Source organism: Magnetococcales bacterium (assembly GCA_015231925.1).
Taxonomy (GTDB): Bacteria; Pseudomonadota; Magnetococcia; order Magnetococcales; family JADGAQ01; genus JADGAQ01.
This window is the reverse complement of the sequence record JADGAQ010000084.1, coordinates 1-17,556: the sequence shown is the minus strand read 5'-3', so window position 1 is coordinate 17,556 and position 17,556 is coordinate 1. Positions and strand designations below refer to the sequence as shown.

General features: G+C 58.3%; 9 protein-coding genes and 2 pseudogenes. 10 read left to right on the top strand and 1 reads right to left on the bottom strand.

What is annotated here, in order from left to right:
• From HQL56_10695 to HQL56_10655, 9 genes and pseudogenes are all read left to right on the top strand, one after another.
• Positions 1-421 (top strand): annotated as a pseudogene (locus HQL56_10695) (WYL domain-containing protein).
• Between the two features lie 106 nt (positions 422-527).
• Complete coding sequence (locus HQL56_10690) at positions 528-5,774, top strand: DEAD/DEAH box helicase (GenBank protein MBF0309983.1); 5,247 nt, start codon at positions 528-530, stop codon at positions 5,772-5,774.
• The gene (locus tag HQL56_10685) at positions 5,771-8,614 is read left to right on the top strand and encodes a DEAD/DEAH box helicase (GenBank protein MBF0309982.1); all 2,844 of its coding nucleotides are present in this window, start codon (positions 5,771-5,773) and stop codon (positions 8,612-8,614) included. The genes HQL56_10690 and HQL56_10685 overlap by 4 nt, the downstream gene beginning before the upstream one ends.
• A gap of 13 nt (positions 8,615-8,627) precedes the next feature.
• Entirely contained in the window at positions 8,628-11,666 is a 3,039-nt protein-coding gene (locus HQL56_10680; GenBank protein ID MBF0309981.1) for an N-6 DNA methylase, read from the top strand.
• A 41-nt stretch (positions 11,667-11,707) separates the two neighbouring features.
• Positions 11,708-11,935 (top strand): DUF2281 domain-containing protein, encoded by a 228-nt coding sequence (locus HQL56_10675; GenBank protein ID MBF0309980.1) that lies wholly within the window; start codon positions 11,708-11,710, stop codon positions 11,933-11,935.
• Positions 11,916-12,374: a type II toxin-antitoxin system VapC family toxin gene (locus HQL56_10670; protein MBF0309979.1), complete on the top strand. Its 459-nt coding sequence runs from the start codon at positions 11,916-11,918 to the stop codon at positions 12,372-12,374. The genes HQL56_10675 and HQL56_10670 overlap by 20 nt, the downstream gene beginning before the upstream one ends.
• The gene (locus tag HQL56_10665; GenBank protein MBF0309978.1) at positions 12,371-13,858 is read left to right on the top strand and encodes a hypothetical protein; all 1,488 of its coding nucleotides are present in this window, start codon (positions 12,371-12,373) and stop codon (positions 13,856-13,858) included. Before HQL56_10670 ends, HQL56_10665 begins: the two co-directional genes overlap by 4 nt.
• Before the next feature lie 4 nt (positions 13,859-13,862).
• The gene (locus HQL56_10660) at positions 13,863-15,890 is read left to right on the top strand and encodes a hypothetical protein (protein ID MBF0309977.1); all 2,028 of its coding nucleotides are present in this window, start codon (positions 13,863-13,865) and stop codon (positions 15,888-15,890) included.
• 18 nt (positions 15,891-15,908) lie between these two features.
• Positions 15,909-16,274: a hypothetical protein gene (locus HQL56_10655; GenBank protein ID MBF0309976.1), complete on the top strand. Its 366-nt coding sequence runs from the start codon at positions 15,909-15,911 to the stop codon at positions 16,272-16,274.
• 34 nt (positions 16,275-16,308) lie between these two features.
• Here the strand turns inward: HQL56_10655 and HQL56_10650 are convergent.
• A pseudogene (locus tag HQL56_10650) lies at positions 16,309-16,535 on the bottom strand (hypothetical protein).
• Positions 16,536-16,725: 190 nt separating this feature from the next.
• Between HQL56_10650 and HQL56_10645 the strand changes: the two are divergent.
• A complete protein-coding gene (locus tag HQL56_10645) occupies positions 16,726-17,511 on the top strand; it encodes a DUF3489 domain-containing protein (protein ID MBF0309975.1) in 786 nt (261 codons plus the stop codon).
• Positions 17,512-17,556 lie beyond the last annotated feature (45 nt).

Genomic DNA, 17,556 nt, shown 5'->3' with positions numbered 1-17,556 from the left:
GAGTGGCGTTGGATCACCCCACATGCCCTGGCCTTCGACGGCTACCGCTGGCATGTGCGGGCTTTCTGCCACAAGTGTGTTCAAGGACTTCGTGATGGCCCGCATTGTCGGTATTCGGGGCACCAAGGAACACGACCTGACCCCGGAAGAAGACCGGGAATGACACGAGGTCATCGACGTGAGGATCGGCCCACATCCGGACCTTACCGAGAACCAGCGCAAGGCCATAGAGATGGATTACGGGATGGAGAATGGGGAAATGGTGATCTCCGTTCGGCGAGGTTTCCTCTTCTATTTCCTGAAGAGACTGGGCTTGGACATCGATCCCAGCGTGCGCCAACCCTGGTGCCAGCAGATCGTCTTGCTCAACCGGGCAGATGTGTGCGCCGCCTTTTCGTTGTCGGAGGGGGATGTCTCGTGAGGAAAGTAAACGATACGATCATTTCTTCGGCTACACATCCATATAGCTTTCGTTATTCATTAGCGTTAGTCCTCATTGAACGAAAAAGCCTGTGGAGAGCGTTCTGATGGACGTTTTTGAGTTCCGGAAAAAACTTGTTTCCGAGTACGAACAATTCTCCCGCAGTTTCAGCAAGATCATGGCTGAGGACATGCGAAGCCATGTGGATGCTGAATATCGGAATGGGCGCTTCTGGCCTGCTCCGCTGGTTCAGCTGAACCCCAGCTTCGTGTCGGGCGGCTGGATTGATGATCTGGTTTCCGAGGGACTGTTGCACTCCGAGTGCCGTAACATTTTCCGAGTCCAAAAGAGTCCAGGTTCTCTGGGCTACCCGATGAAAGTTCACAAGCACCAGGAAGAAGCCATACGGATTGCTCGGCGTGGTGAAAGCTACGTCCTGACCACCGGAACCGGGTCAGGGAAATCTCTCTCATACTTTATCCCCATCGTGGACCACGTCCTTCGCCACAAGGCGAGCAAGGGAAAGCCCGGCATTTCCGCAGTTGTGGTCTACCCCATGAACGCTCTTTGCAACAGCCAGATGGAGGAGTTGGATAAATTCCTTCGGGTCGGCTATGGGCCAAGTCAGGAGCCAGTGACGTTTGCCCGGTACACCGGCCAGGAATCACAGGAATCACAGGAAGAGCGGCAAAAGATCGCAGAATCTCCACCGGATATTCTTCTTACCAACTACGTCATGCTTGAGTTGATCATGACGCTGCATGATCCTGCCGACCAGGCCGTCATCAAACATGCTGCCGGTTTGCGCTTCCTGGTCCTGGACGAGTTGCATACCTATCGCGGTCGCCAGGGCGCTGATGTGGCTATGCTGGTCAGGCGGGTCCGCGAGCGGCTCAACGCCGACTTGCTCTGCGTGGGAACTTCCGCCACCATGGCCAGCGAAGGCGCGGCGGCGGATAGGAACCGTGTTGTTGCAGAAGTCGCCAGCCGTTTGTTTGGCTCCAAGGTTCGCCCCGAGAATATTGTTACCGAAACTCTGGAGAGGAGTACGGCTTCGGACACCACCGCAACCAAGCAGGAGCTTGCAAAAGCGGTAACAGAGGGGGTTCCGTCAATCGTAGCCTATGAAGACCTCCGCAGCCATCCGGTTGCTGTCTGGATTGAACGCAATCTTGGTCTGGAACAAGAGGATGGACGGCCTGACGGTAAACTGGTCCGATTCTCCCGTCCCAGAACGCTCCTCCAGGCCGCCGGGTCATTGGCGGATGAAACGGGTCTCTCTGCCGATCAGTGTGAATCCTATCTTTCTCGTTTCCTCTTGCTGGCATTCCATACCAAGGATGGAAACGGAAAGCCCCTGTTTGCATTCAGGTTGCACCAATTCATTGCAGGCGCCGGGAATCTGTTTTCGACTCTGGAGCCAGCGAATCGCAGATATCTCACAGTCAACGGTCAGCAGTTCAAGCCAGGTGAACGAGACAAGCTTCTCTATAACGCGGTGTTTTGCCGGGAATGTGGCCAGGAGTACTTCCCCATTTGGGCAACGTTGGAAAATAAGCAGCTAAAGGCGATTTCGCCTCGGGAGTTGTCAGAACGTTCCAATGAGGAGGATGACGTTCAGTTCGGTTTCTATATGCCGGATCCTGAGGGCCAGTTCGATCCTTCCGGCTTTGAAGAACACTTCCCTGAAGAGTGGTTGGACTTTGATCATGGAGAGGCACGCCTCAAGCCCTACTATCGACGCTACAGGCCCACCCCTCTCAAGGTCAACACCAAGGGCGAGTCCAGCACGGAAGGCATGCCGGGATGGTATATTCCGGGGGCTTTCCGCTTTTGCCTTCACCCGGAATGCGGCGTCAGTTATGACGGCAGCGTTCGCAGTGATTTGACCAAACTGTCCTCTTTAAGCAGTGAGGGGCGCAGTTCCGCCACGACCATGCTCACACTGGTCTCCCTGCGCTACCTGTTGGGAGAGGCAGAGGGTTTGGGAAAGGAAGCCAGAAAGCTGCTTGGTTTCAGTGACAACAGACAGGACGCTTCGCTTCAGGCGGGTCATTTCAACGATTTCATCCAAATCCTTCTGTTGCGCGGGGCTTTGCTCGCCGCGATCCGGAATGAGCCGGAAGGCGTATTGCGAGATGATGCCCTGACCCAGCGGGTTGTCGAGTACCTGCGCCTGGAGGTCGGAGATTTTTCATCCAATCCCGAAGCCAAGGGGGCCAAAGCACTCAATACCAAGAAAACTCTCCGAGATGTCATTGGGTACCGCTTATACCATGACCTCCGACGTGGATGGCGAATCACCAACCCTAATCTGGAACAGCTGCGTCTGCTCAAAATCCACTACCAGTCCCTTCAAGAGTGCGCAGGCGATCAGGGCGAATGGTCCAGGCATCACCCTTTGCTGGCTCATGCGACCCCGGAACTGCGTCAATCCCTGACGCAGGAGCTGCTCGATACCATGCGCCGAGGGCTGGCCATCAAGACCATTTACCTGGACCAGCATTATCTGGAGCAGGTCAGGAACCGCAGCTTTTCAGACCTCAAGGAGCCTTGGGGGCTTTCCGAGGATGAGCGCCCTGTCACTGCCTCCGTCATGATTCCAAGGCCGAAAAAACAAACGAGCCGCTATGATTTCCCGACCGTTCATATCTCTTATCGGTCACGATTTGGTTCCAAATTGAAAAGCCAAGCCACTTGGGGTGCTGGAAACTCCCACTTTCCGAAAAGGTTTGATGAGAACCTCTACAACGAGCTGGTTGATGGCATGCTTCGGGTGCTGGAGGTCTATGGACTTGTCGAGTTGGTTGAGTTGAGTCATGACGAAAGAGGCTATCGCGTGGGGGCAAGCGTCCTCGAATGGTCATTGAACCCAACCCCTGAGGAATCCCCGGCGTCAAGGGGGTTCAAGGAGACCGATAACGCCTTTTTCCGCACGCTTTACCACAACGTTGCGGGTCAATTGCAAGACGGGGATCGTTTCCTCCACCAGCTTGAAGCGCGTGAGCATACAGCTCAGGTGGACAGCAGCACCCGTGAAGAGCGTGAAAATTCCTTCCGTTCCGCCAAGTTGCCGGTTCTGTTCTGTTCCCCCACCATGGAACTCGGGGTGGACATCTCCTCCCTGAATACCGTTTTTATGCGCAATGCCCCGCCCACGCCTGCGAACTACGCCCAGCGTAGCGGTCGGGCAGGACGCAGTGGACAACCAGCCATGGTTATTACTTACTGCGCGGCGCGTTCCCCGCATGATCAATATTTCTTTGCTGATCCCACCCGCATGGTCGCGGGCAGCGTCAACCCTCCCATGATCGACCTGGCCAACGAGGAGCTGATCAAAAGCCACCTGCATTCGGTTTGGCTCGCGGAAACGGGACAGAAGCTGGGAACCTCGGTCAAGGAGGTGCTGAACCTGGAGAAGCCGGATACCTTGCCGGTACGCGACGACTTGGCGACCTTCATGGATAGCCCCGCTGTCCGTGAACGCGCAGGCAGGCGGGCCATAGCCATTCTGGCCATGGTTGAAAATGAGCTTACCCAAGAGGTTGCTCCATGGTACGGACCTGAATGGCAGAACAATGCGGTTCAAGCCTCCTTCCAACAGTTCAATCAAGGGTTCGAACGCTGGCGTTCCCTGTACCGGGCGACGGCCAAGCAAATGGAGAAAAGCCACGCTGTCCAGATGAATGCCGCCGCTACGGAAAAAGACCGGAAGGAAGCCAAACAGCGCTATGATGAAGCTCGGATCCAGCAGGAGTTGCTGTTGGATTCCAGGGCCACCATGAACTCCGATTTTTACACCTACCGATTTCTGGCCAGTCAGGGTTTTCTTCCCGGATACAACTTCCCCCGGCTGCCCTTGATGGCTTTTATCCCTGGTCGCAAGGAAAAGGTGGGGAGGGACACCTTCCTCAGTCGTCCACGTTTCTTGGGGCTATCCGAATTTGGGCCACAGTCCATCATCTACCACGAGGGCAGCACCTATCGCGTTCGCAAGGCCATCCTGGGCATCAAGGATGAGGATAGCGTCTCCACGTCGGCCACTCTTCCGGTTCAAATCGCCAGGCTCTGCCCAACCTGCGGTTATGGGCACTTCGAGGACCAGAAGGAGTTTGAGCTGTGCGTCAATTGCGTCGCCCCTCTGGATGGTGGCCGCAATCTTTTGAGTCTCTACCGTATCGAGCAGGTCAGCACCCGACGGGCCACGCGCATCACCTCCGACGAGGAAGAGCGTCAACGCCAGGGGTATGAAACCGTCACCACCTTTCGCTATGCGGAAGAAAATGGCCTGCCTCGATTCACTTCCCTCAAAATTTCGGAGGGTGAGAAGGTCTTGTTGGAAATCCGCTACGGACCTGCGGCCACCCTGTGGCGGATCAACCTGGGATGGCGGCGCAGGAAAGAAAAGTCCATCTTCGGTTTCAATGTTGATGTGACCAGCGGTGTTTGGTCAAAAGATGAGCAGGCTCCGGAGGATGTTGACGACACCCTGGAACAGGCCAGGTCTGTGCAACGCATCACGCCCTATGTGGAGGATCGCCGCAACATCATGATCCTGCAACCCAGGGAAATGATGGACGATGCGACCATGGCAACCCTGCAGTATGCCTTCAAGAGGGGCATCGAGGCGACCTTCCAGTTGGAGGAGAGTGAGTTGGCGGCTGAACCCATGCCGGAACGGGGCCGCCGCAATGCGGTGCTGTATTATGAGTCCGCCGAAGGAGGGGCAGGTGTCCTGACCCGTCTGGTGACAGACCCGGAGGCCGTTCGAAAAGTGGCTCGGAATGCGTTGGAGATTCTTCACTTCAGCACCGGGTCAGAAGAGTGGCGAAACCATGGCGATCTGACGGATACCAACAACAATTGCGAGGCCGGTTGTTACCGATGCCTGCTCAGCTATTACAATCAACCGGAACATGCTCTCATCGACCGCAAAAATCCCCTGGTCCTGGACCTCCTCTGCCGTCTGACCAGATGTCGGTCGGAGAAAGGGCAGTCCGGACAGTCCATGGGAGATCTCCTGCAGTCCCTCCTGAACGCCTCCGTTTCTTCGCTGGAGAAGGCGTGGCTGTTTTATTTGAGAGATCACGGGCACAATCTGCCGGACCGCGCCCAACCATTGCTCACTGGTTTCAATACCCAGGCTGATTTTGGTTACTCGGAAAAACAGGCCCTCATCTACATCGACGGCCCGCACCACGAAGGCAACGCCCAGAGACGGCTCGATGACCGGATCACCCGGAACCTTCAGGATGCCGGATTGACCGTCGTGCGGTTTCCCAAAGAGCAGTCAGCCTGGTCCTCTGTCATTCAGGCCCATGGCTTCATTTTTGGACGAGGAAACAAGCCATGACCGTCGCCGAAACATTCCAACCCGGAAGTCTGGTGCGGGCACGTGGCCGGGAGTGGGTGGTGCTGGCGGAAGGTCGTGACCAGGTTCTCAGGCTTCGCCCTCTGGGGGGCAGTGAGGAGGATGCCACAGTCCTCTACCTCCCCCTTGAGCCAACGCTTCCGACCTCAGCCACTTTCAATCTGCCGAATGCTTCCAAGGCAGGCTCACAGACCTCCGCGCTCTTGCTGCGGGATTCCTTGCGTCTCAAGCTCCGGGCTGGCGCCGGGCCGTTCCGCAGTTTCGGTAACATCGGTGTCGAACCAAGAGCCTATCAGTTGGTGCCGCTGCTCATGGCCTTGCGGCTGGAGGTTGTCCGCCTGCTCATTGCGGATGATGTGGGCGTTGGCAAGACCATCGAGGCCGGATTGATCGTCCGGGAACTTCTGGATCGTGGCGAGGTGGAGCGGATGACGGTGATCTGCCCGCCCCACCTGTGTGAACAATGGCAACAGGAGCTGGCTTCCAAATTCAACCTCCAGGCGGAAGTGGTGCGCACCGGCACTGCCGGACGGTTGGAACGGGGGTTGATGGCTGGCCAATCGATTTTCGAGGTCTACCCCTTCACCATCGTATCCCTGGATTACATCAAGGCGGATCGGCGTCGGGACGAGTTTTTGCGCGCTTGTCCGGAGTTGGTCATTGTGGAAGAGGCCCACAGCTCGGTGCGCGGTGATGTCGGAGCACGTCATCAGCGTTATCAACTCTTGAAAGGGCTGGCTGATGACCCAAACCGCCACATGCTCTTTCTCACAGCCACCCCCCACAGCGGCGACGAAGAGGCGTTCTTTAACCTGCTTGGCCTGTTGCGATCCGATTTCAAGCAGCTTCAAGGCACGGCTCCCTCCGACCGCAAGGGGTTGAGGGAGGAACTGGCCCGGCACTTCGTGCAGCGGCGACGACCGGATATTCGGGAGTGGCAGGACTCCACCGTTTTTCCCGACCGGGAGTCGGCGGAGACCACCTATTCCCTAACCGGTGACTGGAAAAAATTGTTTGATGATGTCCTCCAATATGCCCGGCAAATGGTCAAGCAGGCCGCAGGCTTGAGCCTCCTGAAACAACGCATGAGCTGGTGGGCTGCCTTGGCATTGCTTCGCTGTATCAGCAGCAGTCCGGCAGCGGCGGCTTTGGCGTTGCGTACCCGGCTGGAGTCAGCCGGGGAAGAGTCCGAGGAGAACCAGATCGCCAGTCTGGAAAGACGTGCGGCGGAAACCGTGTTGGATGGCGATGCGGAAGAGAGCTTGAGCCAGGATGAAAATGTTCCCGCCGGAACCATCGAGGACCGGGAGGAGCTTGGCAAGCTGGTTCAGAGGGCCGAGTTGTTGAAAGGCCCGAACAAGGATCCCAAACTGTCGGAGCTTTTGACTCAGTTGAAAAAATTGGTGGCGGAGAGATTCCAGCCGGTGATCTTTTGCCGCTATATCGCCACCGCCCATTATGTGGCGGAACACTTGCAGGCGGCTTTCAAGCGGGATGGCGTGGAGGTGATTGCCGTCACCGGAGAACTCACCCCGGAGGAACGGGAAGAGAAGGTCCAAGGTCTCAAGGAGTTTGACAAGCGGCTGTTGGTGGCGACCGATTGCCTCAGCGAGGGGATCAACCTCCAGAACCTGTTCAACGCCGTGGTGCATTACGACCTGACCTGGAACCCCACCCGCCACGAACAGCGAGAGGGCCGGGTGGACCGGTTCGGCCAACCCTCGCCCAGGGTGCGGGTGCTGATGTACTACGGAGAGAACAATCCGGTGGATGGCGCGGTGCTTCAGGTGATTCTGCGCAAGGCCGAACGCATCCGCAAGGAGCTTGGGGTTTCCGTGCCCATGCCCTCGGACAGCAACAAGGTGATGGATGCCATCATGCAGACGGTTTTGCTGAAGGAAGGGAGCCTGGTCCATGGCAAGAAACAACTCTCCTTGCAATTTGATGATCTGGAGCAGGAAGTGGACATGGCCTGGGAGAGCGCCAAGGAAAAAGCCAAACAGAGCCAGACCATCTTCGCTCAGCGACGCTTGAAGCCCGAAGAGGTGCTTCCCGAATGGGAGAAGGCCATCCAGGTACTGGGTGGTGAAGCCGATGTGGCCCGCTTTGTTCACAGAACGGCGGAACGTCTGAAAGCCCCCCTGGAACCCGCTCGCAACTATTTCCGTTTTCCCCTTGGGCACCTGCCGCTCCTGTTGCGGGAACGACTGGCTGCGCTGGAGCTGTTGGACGGCACACGCATCACCTTCACCCATCCGGCGCCATCCGGTGTGGTGTACATCCACCGCTCCCATCCCCTGGTGGCCGCCCTGGCGGACTATGTGGCCGAACGCGCCCTGGACGAGGAAGAGCCGGAACCGGCGGCCCGTTGCGGGGCCATTTTCACCAGGGAGGTCAAGATACGCACCACGGTCTTTTTGCTCCGTCTGCGCTGCCAGTTGATCATCGAACGGCGTGAGGGGAACAGCTACGCTCACGAAAAAACGTTACTCTCCGAGGAGTGTCTGGGGGTGGCGGTGGAGGGTTCCGGCGCTCCCAGGATATTGCCGGAGCAGGATGCCCTCGCCCTCATGCAGTTGCAACCCGCCCGCAACATGGAGCCGGGCCAGCAGACGCAAATGATCGAAACCGCCAAACAGGGAGTGGAGAAGCTGCAACTGGATTTCAGCCGGATTGCCCGCCTGCGCGCCGATGAACTGCTGGCGGATCATCGTCGGGTGCGGGAGGCCAGCGATGCCAAGGGTATCCGGTACGATGTCAAAGCCTGCCTGCCGGTGGACGTGATCGGTATCTACGTTCTGGCCCCTGCCGTGACTTTTTGAGGAAGGGACCGCCATGAAAAGAAGCCAGGACCACGGCTTCACCGCTCTCAAGGTCGAAGGCAACATCCTGCCGCCGGAGTTTCTCCAGAAAGTGGCGGCCTTGGCTGCCCCCCGTCAGGCCAATACGGACTACGGGGTGTCCAAGTCTTTCAACACCAAGGATGAGATTGGCCGCTATTGGCGTATTGGCCTGGACCTGTGGTCCGACTACGCCTCCCGCCGGGAGCGTCGGGATGGGATCGCTGCCAGGGTAGGGATTGAGGAGTGGCTGGTTCCCTTTTTGAAACAGGTGTTGGGCTACCAGGATTTGGAACGCTCACCGTCGGTTACCCTGGGGGATCGGCAGTTCCCCGTGAGTCATCGCGTCTGCGGTGGATCCGTTCCGCTGTTGCTCACCACCCGCGAGTTCGACCTGGACAAGGCCGACGCCTGTTTTGGCGATGAGGGGCGTAAACGTCCGCCCCATGGTTTGATTCAGGAATACCTCAATGCCGAGGATGCCTGTTTATGGGGTCTGGTGGCCAACGGCGTGAAAATGCGGCTGTTGCGGGACAACCCCAGCCTTACCCGGCCCGCCTATGTGGAGGCCGACCTGGAGCGCCTCTTCCAGGAACAGCTTTATCCCGACTTTGCCGCCTTCTGGTTGCTTTTCCACGAAAGCCGGATCAAACCACGCAACGACAAACCCGCCGACTGTTTCCTGGAGTCCTGGCGCAAGCAGGCCCAGGAGACTGGCGAACGCGCCCTGGCCAATCTGCGTCAGGGGGTGACCACCGCCTTGCGGGAGTTGGGCAACGGGTTTCTTCAGCACCGGGCCAACCAGGCCCTGCGCCAGGCTTTGCAAAGCGGGGAGGCCAAGGAGACCGAATTCTTCCAGGAATTGTTGCGTCTGGTCTACCGACTGCTATTTCTCTTCAAGGCCGAGGAGCGCCATCTGCTGCATGGCCATGACGCCGATCCGGGGGACATGCGACTTTACCAGGAGGGGTATGCCCTGGCGCGACTGCGGGACAAGGCCCTCCGGAAACGCCACTACGACCGGCATTCCGACCTGTGGCAGGGCCTTGGCGTCACCTTTCGCGGGCTGGCGGGCGGAGCGGATCCCTTGGCTTTGCCTGCTTTGGGCGGACTGTTCGATGCGGACCAATGCCCGCGACTGGATGCGGCCCAAGTCGATAACGCCCGGCTGTTGAGCGCTATCCACGCCTTGAGCTTTTTCCAGTCTGGCAAGGCCCTCTCCCGCATCAACTATCGGGACATGGGCACCGAGGAATTGGGTTCGGTCTATGAAAGCCTGTTGGAGTTGCACCCGCGCCTTGATGTGAACACCTCTCCCTGGCGGTTTGGTTTTGTGGGGGATGCCCAGGAGGAGCAAGGAGGAAAAGGGTCGGAGCGCAAGCTCACCGGCAGTTACTACACCCCGCCCGGTCTGGTGAACGAGTTGATCAAGTCCGCCCTGGAACCGGTGCTGGAACGGACGGTAAAGGAGAACCCCGCCGACCCGGTGGCGGCGATTCTCAACCTCAAGGTGTGCGATCCGGCCTGCGGCAGCGGTCACTTTTTGCTGGCCGCCGCCCGACGGTTGGCAGCGGAGATCTCCCAACTTCAGGCGGGTTCCGACACCCCCGGCGAGCTGCTGCGGCAACACGCCCTGCGGGAGGTGGTGCGCCATTGTATTTATGGCGTGGACAAGAATCCCCTCTCCGTGGAGTTGTGCAAGACCGCCTTGTGGATCGAGGCCCTGGAACCGGGCAAGCCGCTGACTTTTCTGGACCATCGCATCAAATGCGGCGACTCCCTGGTGGGCGCGACTCCGTCTGCCATCGCGGAGGGGATTCCCGATGCGGCTTTCGAGCCGGTCACGGGGGATGACAGGAAAGTCTGTCTGGCGCTCAAGAAATGCAACAAGGAACAAAAACAGACCCGAAAACAAGGTTCACTGTTTCGCGAGGATGAATTTCTACCCTGGAATCGCCTTGGGGATTTGGCCGCGTCCCTGCTCAATCTGAATGTCCATAAGGAGGATACCATTGCCGATGTGGCCCGGCAGAAACAGCGTTATGCCGAGCGTGTCCGCTCCGGTGGTTATCTCTCCGGGCGATTCCTGGCTGATGCCTGGTGCGCCGCCTTCATGATGCCCAAGGTGGATCTTTACGCTCCAGCCCTTACCGAGGAACCCTTCCGCCGCATTCAAAGAAATCCCCACGATGTACCCCACACCTTGAAAGGGCAGATCCAGGCTCTGGCGGCCCAATACCGTTTTTTCCACTGGCACCTGGAGTTCCCCGATGTGTTCCGCCCCCCGGCCAAAGAGGAGAAGGCGGACAACGACACCATGGGCTGGCGGGGTGGATTCGACGTGGTGTTGGGCAATCCGCCCTGGGAGCGAATCAAGCTCCAGGAGCAGGAGTTTTTCGCCGCCCGCAGCCCGGAGATCGCCACCGCCGCCAATGCTTCCGCCCGCAGCAGGCTGATCGCCGCCCTGAGCGGTCCCAACGCCACTCCGGCGCAACAAGCCTTGGCGGAAGAGTTCGCCTTCGCCAAGCGGGAGGCGGAGTCGGTCAGCCAGTTTTGCCGCCTGGGCGGGCGCTTTCCCCTGACCGGCACCGGCGATGTCAACACCTACGCCCTGTTCGCCGAACTCTTTCTCAACCTGCCGTCCCCATCGGGGCGTGCCGGGTTCATCGTCCCCACCGGCATCGCCACCGACCACTCCACCAAGGCTTATTTCGAGGCCGTGGCCCTGGGTGGGCGGCTGGTCAGCCTGCTGGATTTCGAGAATCGGGAGGCCATTTTTCAGGGGGTGCATCGCAGCTTCAAATTCGCCCTGCTCACCCTGGGAAGCGGGGTGCGGGAGAGCCGGTTCCTCTGTTTCGCCACCCGCACGGAACACCTGCTGGAGCGGGAGCGGCAGTTCACCCTCTCCCCCGAGGATATCCGCCTCATCAACCCCAACACCCGCACCTGCCCGGTGTTTCGGAGTAAAATGGATGCGGAGCTGACCAAAAAAATTTACCGCAACGTTCCTGTATTGATCCGGGAAGCGGGTTGAGGCGAGAATGGGGAACCCACCCACGAAAAAGGAGACCCTCCATGGCCCTGGCTGAGGAAATTTACCAACGCGCCCAATGCTTGCCCGAGGACAAAGCGGCAGAGGTTCTGGATTTCATCGGCTACCTGGAAACCACGATGAATCGTCGATTATCCATTCCGAAGAAACGTCGCCCGGTTTTGGAGTGGCTGAAACCCATTCACGTCAGTTCATGGAACGACACGATTGATCTAAGTCGAGAGGCGATGTATGGCGACGATGGACGCTGACACCCTGTTTCTCGACACGAATATCCTTGTTCACACCAGCGTGGCCGATTCGTCACGACATGCGGAGTGTGTGGCCTTCCTCCAACGTCAGGAGGATGCGGGTATCAGGATGGTGATCAATCGACAGGTGCTGCGCGAGTTCATGGCCGTGTTGTCTCGTCCGCAATCTTTCACCCCACGAATTCCCATGGGTGAAATCATCTCTCTTGTCACCACCTTTCGCCAGGAGTGGAACGTCATTGACGAAACGGAGGAGACCGGAGACCGGCTGCTGCGACTGGTTGCCGAGATTCCCGTCGGCGGCAAACAAATCCACGACGCCAACATCGTTGCCACCATGCTGGCCCATGGCATCCCCACCCTGGCCACCTACAACCTGGCCGATTTTCGCCGCTTCGAGCCCCTCATCCGCCTGACCTCGCCAGAACCCTCGCCATGACCGCCACCCCCGATAACCCCTGGGGCATCCGGTTTATGCGCATGTTGGACATGTCCAACGACAGTGGCCTGTTCCGCACGTCGGAGCAGTTGGCGGCCATGGGCGCGGTGCGGGAGGGGGTGAAGTGGTTCGCGGAGGCTGGGACGGTGTGGGTGCCGTTGTATGAGGCGAAGATGGCCCACCAGTTTGACCACCGCTGGGCCACTTACGAGGCGAACGGGGTGGACTCGCGGGACGTGGAGTTGGAGGAAAAAGTTGATCCGGGCTACGCCCCTCAACCCCGCTATTGGGTGCCGGAAGCAGAAGTGGAAAGTCGTCTCAAGGCCAAGAACTGGAACCGGGGCTGGCTCATGGGTTGGCGGGACATTTGCCGCTCCACAGACGAACGCACGGTCATCGCGGGGGTGATTCCAAGGGTGGGGGTGGGGAATAAATTTCCGCTCCTTATGCCTGAGGGAATAATTATTCCCAGCAAGGTCACCTGTTTGATGGCTTGCCTATCTGCTCTTGTATTTGATTACTCAGCAAGACAGAAAGTCGGTGGCATCACGCTGAATTTTTTTATTGCAGAACAATTTCCTGTTTTGCCGCCTAATTGCTATGCACTATCCGATACGGCCTTCATCGTCCCCCGCGTCCTGGAGCTGACCTACACCACCCACGACCTGAAACCCTTTGCCGAAGACCTGGGCTACCACGGCCCGCCCTTTCCCTGGGATCCCGAGCGCCGCGCTTCCCTACGGGCGGAACTGGACGCCTACTATGCCCGACTCTACGGCCTCACCCGCGACGAACTGCGCTACATCCTCGACCCGTCGGAGGTCATGGGGCCGGACTACCCCAGCGAGACCTTCCGCGTCCTCAAGGACAAGGAGATGAAAGCGTTCGGTGAATACCGCACCGCCCGGTTGGTGCTGGAAGCGTGGGATCGCTTCGAACGGGACGGAACCTTTGCCAACATGGGCAAAGAGGTCGAGGATGCAAGCTACTTCCCGGTCACCGCCTGGGACTACGCCAAGCGCGATCTGGCCTTGGCCCTGATCGCCCAACGACCAGGCATCGCAGGCCGCACCCACCTCCTGGCCATGCTCCTGGCCACCCAACCCGATCAGATGCGACGCCACTTATCCAAGGCGAGCCAGTCCCGCTATGAGCAGCAGATCTCCACAGCCGACCGTTCCTTCGTTATGCCCTCAGGACAAAGCCTGGGTTGGGCCGAGGTGGAAGACCATTTGGGCATGCTGGGAGCCGTGACCATCAGCGACCCGGCAGGTGAACGCCGTCTCAACCCCGGAAGCGCTTTCCACGAAACGATCCGCACCCATCCCGAATCAGCCCTGGAACTGGCCCAACTGGCCCTGGAGGCGGTGACGAACTTCGAGCGCGGTCTCGATCATGGCCGCGAGATCCCCAAAACCAACCCGGGCATGGCAACCATCGTGTCCCTGCTCGATCAGGAATGGGCCAGACGGAGAGCGGCATAAGACCATGGACACCCTCGACCTCGCAACCTGGAAACTCCCCCCCGGAACCCCAACCCTCTGGGTGCGGCGCGTGGTCTTGTTCACCTCCCTGAAGCCGATAGCCATCATTCGGGACATCCCGCTGCGCCAGGGATTGAACATCATTTGGGCCTCGGAAAGAGCCTCCGACGGCGCCTTCGGCGGTCACGATGCCGGAAAAACCACCCTGTGTCGCCTGATCCGTTACTGCCTGGGCGAACCAACCTTCTCGACAAAAGTCAACCAGGAGGCTATTCGCACCCGTTTTCCGCATGGCCAGGTGGCAGCGGAAATCCAACTGGAGGATCGCTTCTGGTCGGTCCTGCGCCCTTTCCGTTCTGGAGGGAAATCGCTGGCAGGACCGGATGCAACCATCGAGAGCCTGCTGTCCGATGATGGCGTGGCGCAATCTTTCGACCTCTTCCTTCAACAGTTGGAATCAACCCTCCTGAGGGGACTGGTGGTCAACCACTTCCCCAAAACCGGTGATCCCATCCTGCCGGGCCATCTCCTCGCTTGGCTCGCCCGCGACCAGGAGGCGCATTTCCGCCGTTTCTACAAATGGCGGGAGGCGGACAGCGAATCGGGTTCCCCCCACCTGCAACGCCCCAAAGAGGACGCCATTTTTCTGTTCCGCAATGCCCTGGGCTTGTTGATCCCGGATGAAGCCGACCTGGAAAACAAGTTGCAGCAGGCAAGAGGGCAACTCAAACGAACGGAAAGGGAAATCGAGGAACGACGCATCAAACCGAAGATCATGGTGCAGGAGCTGATGCGGCAGCTCCATACGCTGTCAGGCCTGCCGGAAGATGGTCCCACGCTGCCCTATACCTCCGATGACCTGTATGTCGATACCCTAAAAATGCGAATCGAAGAGAGGATCGGCACGCTGCGCAAGGATCTGCAAGGCTTGGCCGCTGAAAGAACTCAGCGTCAACGAGAGCATGATCTGGCCCTGGCGGATCTGGGGGTCGTGAGAAACAAAATTGAGGAGTTGACGGCAGACAAAAAAATGCTGGAGCAATACGCCACGGAGGTGCAACCGGATGGGCGACAGACGAAGGATTTGCACAATCAATGGGCCGACAGGACTTGCACACCAGTCAAGATGCCCATCGCAAAGTGCAGCCATTTCCAGGACATGGTTCAGCGCGAGCGCGAGACGATCAATCTTGCCAGCATCGGGAAACAACGATGGTCAGAGAAAGCACGAGATGACAGTATAGGTATTATTAAGCAGTATGAGGTTCAGCTTGAGGCCCTGACAGTTGAAAGGGATCAAGTTCAGGATCGGGTGGATCAGCTCAAGAAGAAAGATCAGGAAGCGGAAGAGCGCACCAGGATCCTGGGCCAGCAATTGCAGAGATTGGAGGATGCCCGCACGAAATACGAACAGTGGTCCGCGACCCATGATCAGGGAGATAACGACGAATATTTGAGTTCCCTGCTGGCGAAGAAGACTGGTCTGGAAGGGGCAATGCGATCGCATGAATCCGCGCTTTCCAATAAGACCATTGGAAGTCACGAAGCCTGGAACCAGTTGGAATCCTTGTTCAGAAACCTTCGCCATGCCATTCACCCAGGTCTAGACCGAGTGCGGGGTGGGCGCACTGACGGACTGTCCGACGTGATTGAAGAGAAGGTTCGCTCCGGAGAAGCGATGACCAGCTTGGTCGTCATCCTGGTCGATATTGCCGCCATGATCTATTCGATCCGCGAAGGGAAGGCTCTCCCCGGCTTTCTTCTCCACGACAGTCCCAGAGTCGCGGACCTGAGTTCAGCGATCTACTCAAATCTGTTCAAGTTTATGGTCATACTTCAAGATCAATTTACGCCATTCTTCGACATTCCTTATCAGTACATTGTAACAACAACAACAGCTCCTCACGAGGAAGTTCAACAAAAAGGACTGGTCTGCCTCGAACTTAATTCAGGAATACCTGATTGTTTATTGTTAAAGAAACGTTTTATCGACGATTCAGGTTATCTGTTTGGCGAAAAAGTGCTTTTATAAGGTTTTGATCAGATGGCCATGAGCAATAAAACCGAGCAGAGGATGGCCGCAAACCTCGCCAAGATGATGGCTATGCACTGTGTCCGGAACACCCGGCTGGAGAGGCTCCACGAAGGCCGGGCTCCGGTCAGCAGGATATGGGATTTCTCGGACGTGCGTGTCATCGACGCCGACGGCAACGAGACCCCCTGGCCGGTGGTCTCCCTCCTCGACGACACCGAGATGAAAGCCTTGATGAAACAGGTCGTCAACCGGCTGTACACCTTTTATCTGAAAGCAGACGATCCTGATTTCCAACGCATGCTGGACAGATGGGCCTCCGTTGCCGGAAGGTGGGATGAGCCGGAAATCGACGAATTCTACAGGCAGAAGTTCCCGGGTTGATGAAGCGGTCAAGTGAGACCCTGCATTCGGAGCATCAGACCCAGAACACCGGTGCGTCCGCGCTACCCTGGCTTCTGACGGCCCGCCCGTCGCGCACCGTCACCCGGTTGCCCGGCTGGAGATCCGCTTCGGCGGGGATCTCCAACACACCTTGGGCCGTGGCCACCCGCAGCAGTCCCCCCCCGCCACGCCCACCACGCGCCCGGTCGTGGTCTGATGTCCGGTCAGCAGGCGTTGCAAATCAATCAGCGGTTGGGACATGGCGCAGGATCTCCAGGGCGGTGACATGCCGGCGAGTGAGCCCCTGCCATCTCGCCCACTTCGACTGGCTGATCAGCATAGTCGTTCCGTTCAGAGAAAGTTATTCAGAATCATATGATTGAGCTTGATAGTGGCGCAAAAGAATGGCTTTATGGAGACATTACGACGCCATACATCAGGAGACAAAACCATGAACGAATTGACCGAGACCCAGAAGAGCATTCTCGAAGCCGCCATTGGCCACACCGACGGTTCGATTCACCCCCTTCCGGAGCATATCCGGGGCGGTGCCGCCAGGAAGGTGATCGATTCCCTGCACCGGCAAGGGCTGATCGAGGCGGATGACCCCGACACCTGGCGACTCAGCGCAGAGGGCTACCGCGCCATTGCAACGAAGCCGACCAGCGGCAACACGGAATCCTGCGAGATCATCCGCCAGGGGATCCTGGTCCACGAAGTGGACGCCCCGCCCGAAGGGATCATCGAAGGCCTGCCCCCGCTCGTTTTGAACGGCCCGGACGGGAATGAAGCTACCGGGGACTTCACCGAAACCCCCGTCCAGAACCTTTTCGGGAGCTGCGACGATTGGATGCATGAAGTGGATCAGGATTTCCTGGCCATTGCCAAGAAGCACTTCACCAACCTCAACTGGGAGAGTTGGCCTGCCATCCGCAACACCATCGAGGAGGCCTACGCCCTCGGATACGAGCAGGCCAAGAGCAAACCGAAGCGGGAAAGCAAAAGTAGCCGGGGAGACTCCAAACAAGCCAGGGTGATCGAGTTGATGAAACGCCCGGAAGGAGCCACCCTGGCACAGATCGCCGAGGAGACGGCCTGGAATTTCAACACCATTCGGGGGTTTATCTCCACCGCCAAGAAAAAGCTGGGCATGGAGATCACCGCCCAACGCACCCGGACGGCGGGCCCCAACCAACAAGGTTCTCCGGGGGCGTTTTCGACCTACTACGCCTCCTGACCCAAACCATGCCGCCCCGGAAACGGGGCGGCAAAATATTATTTA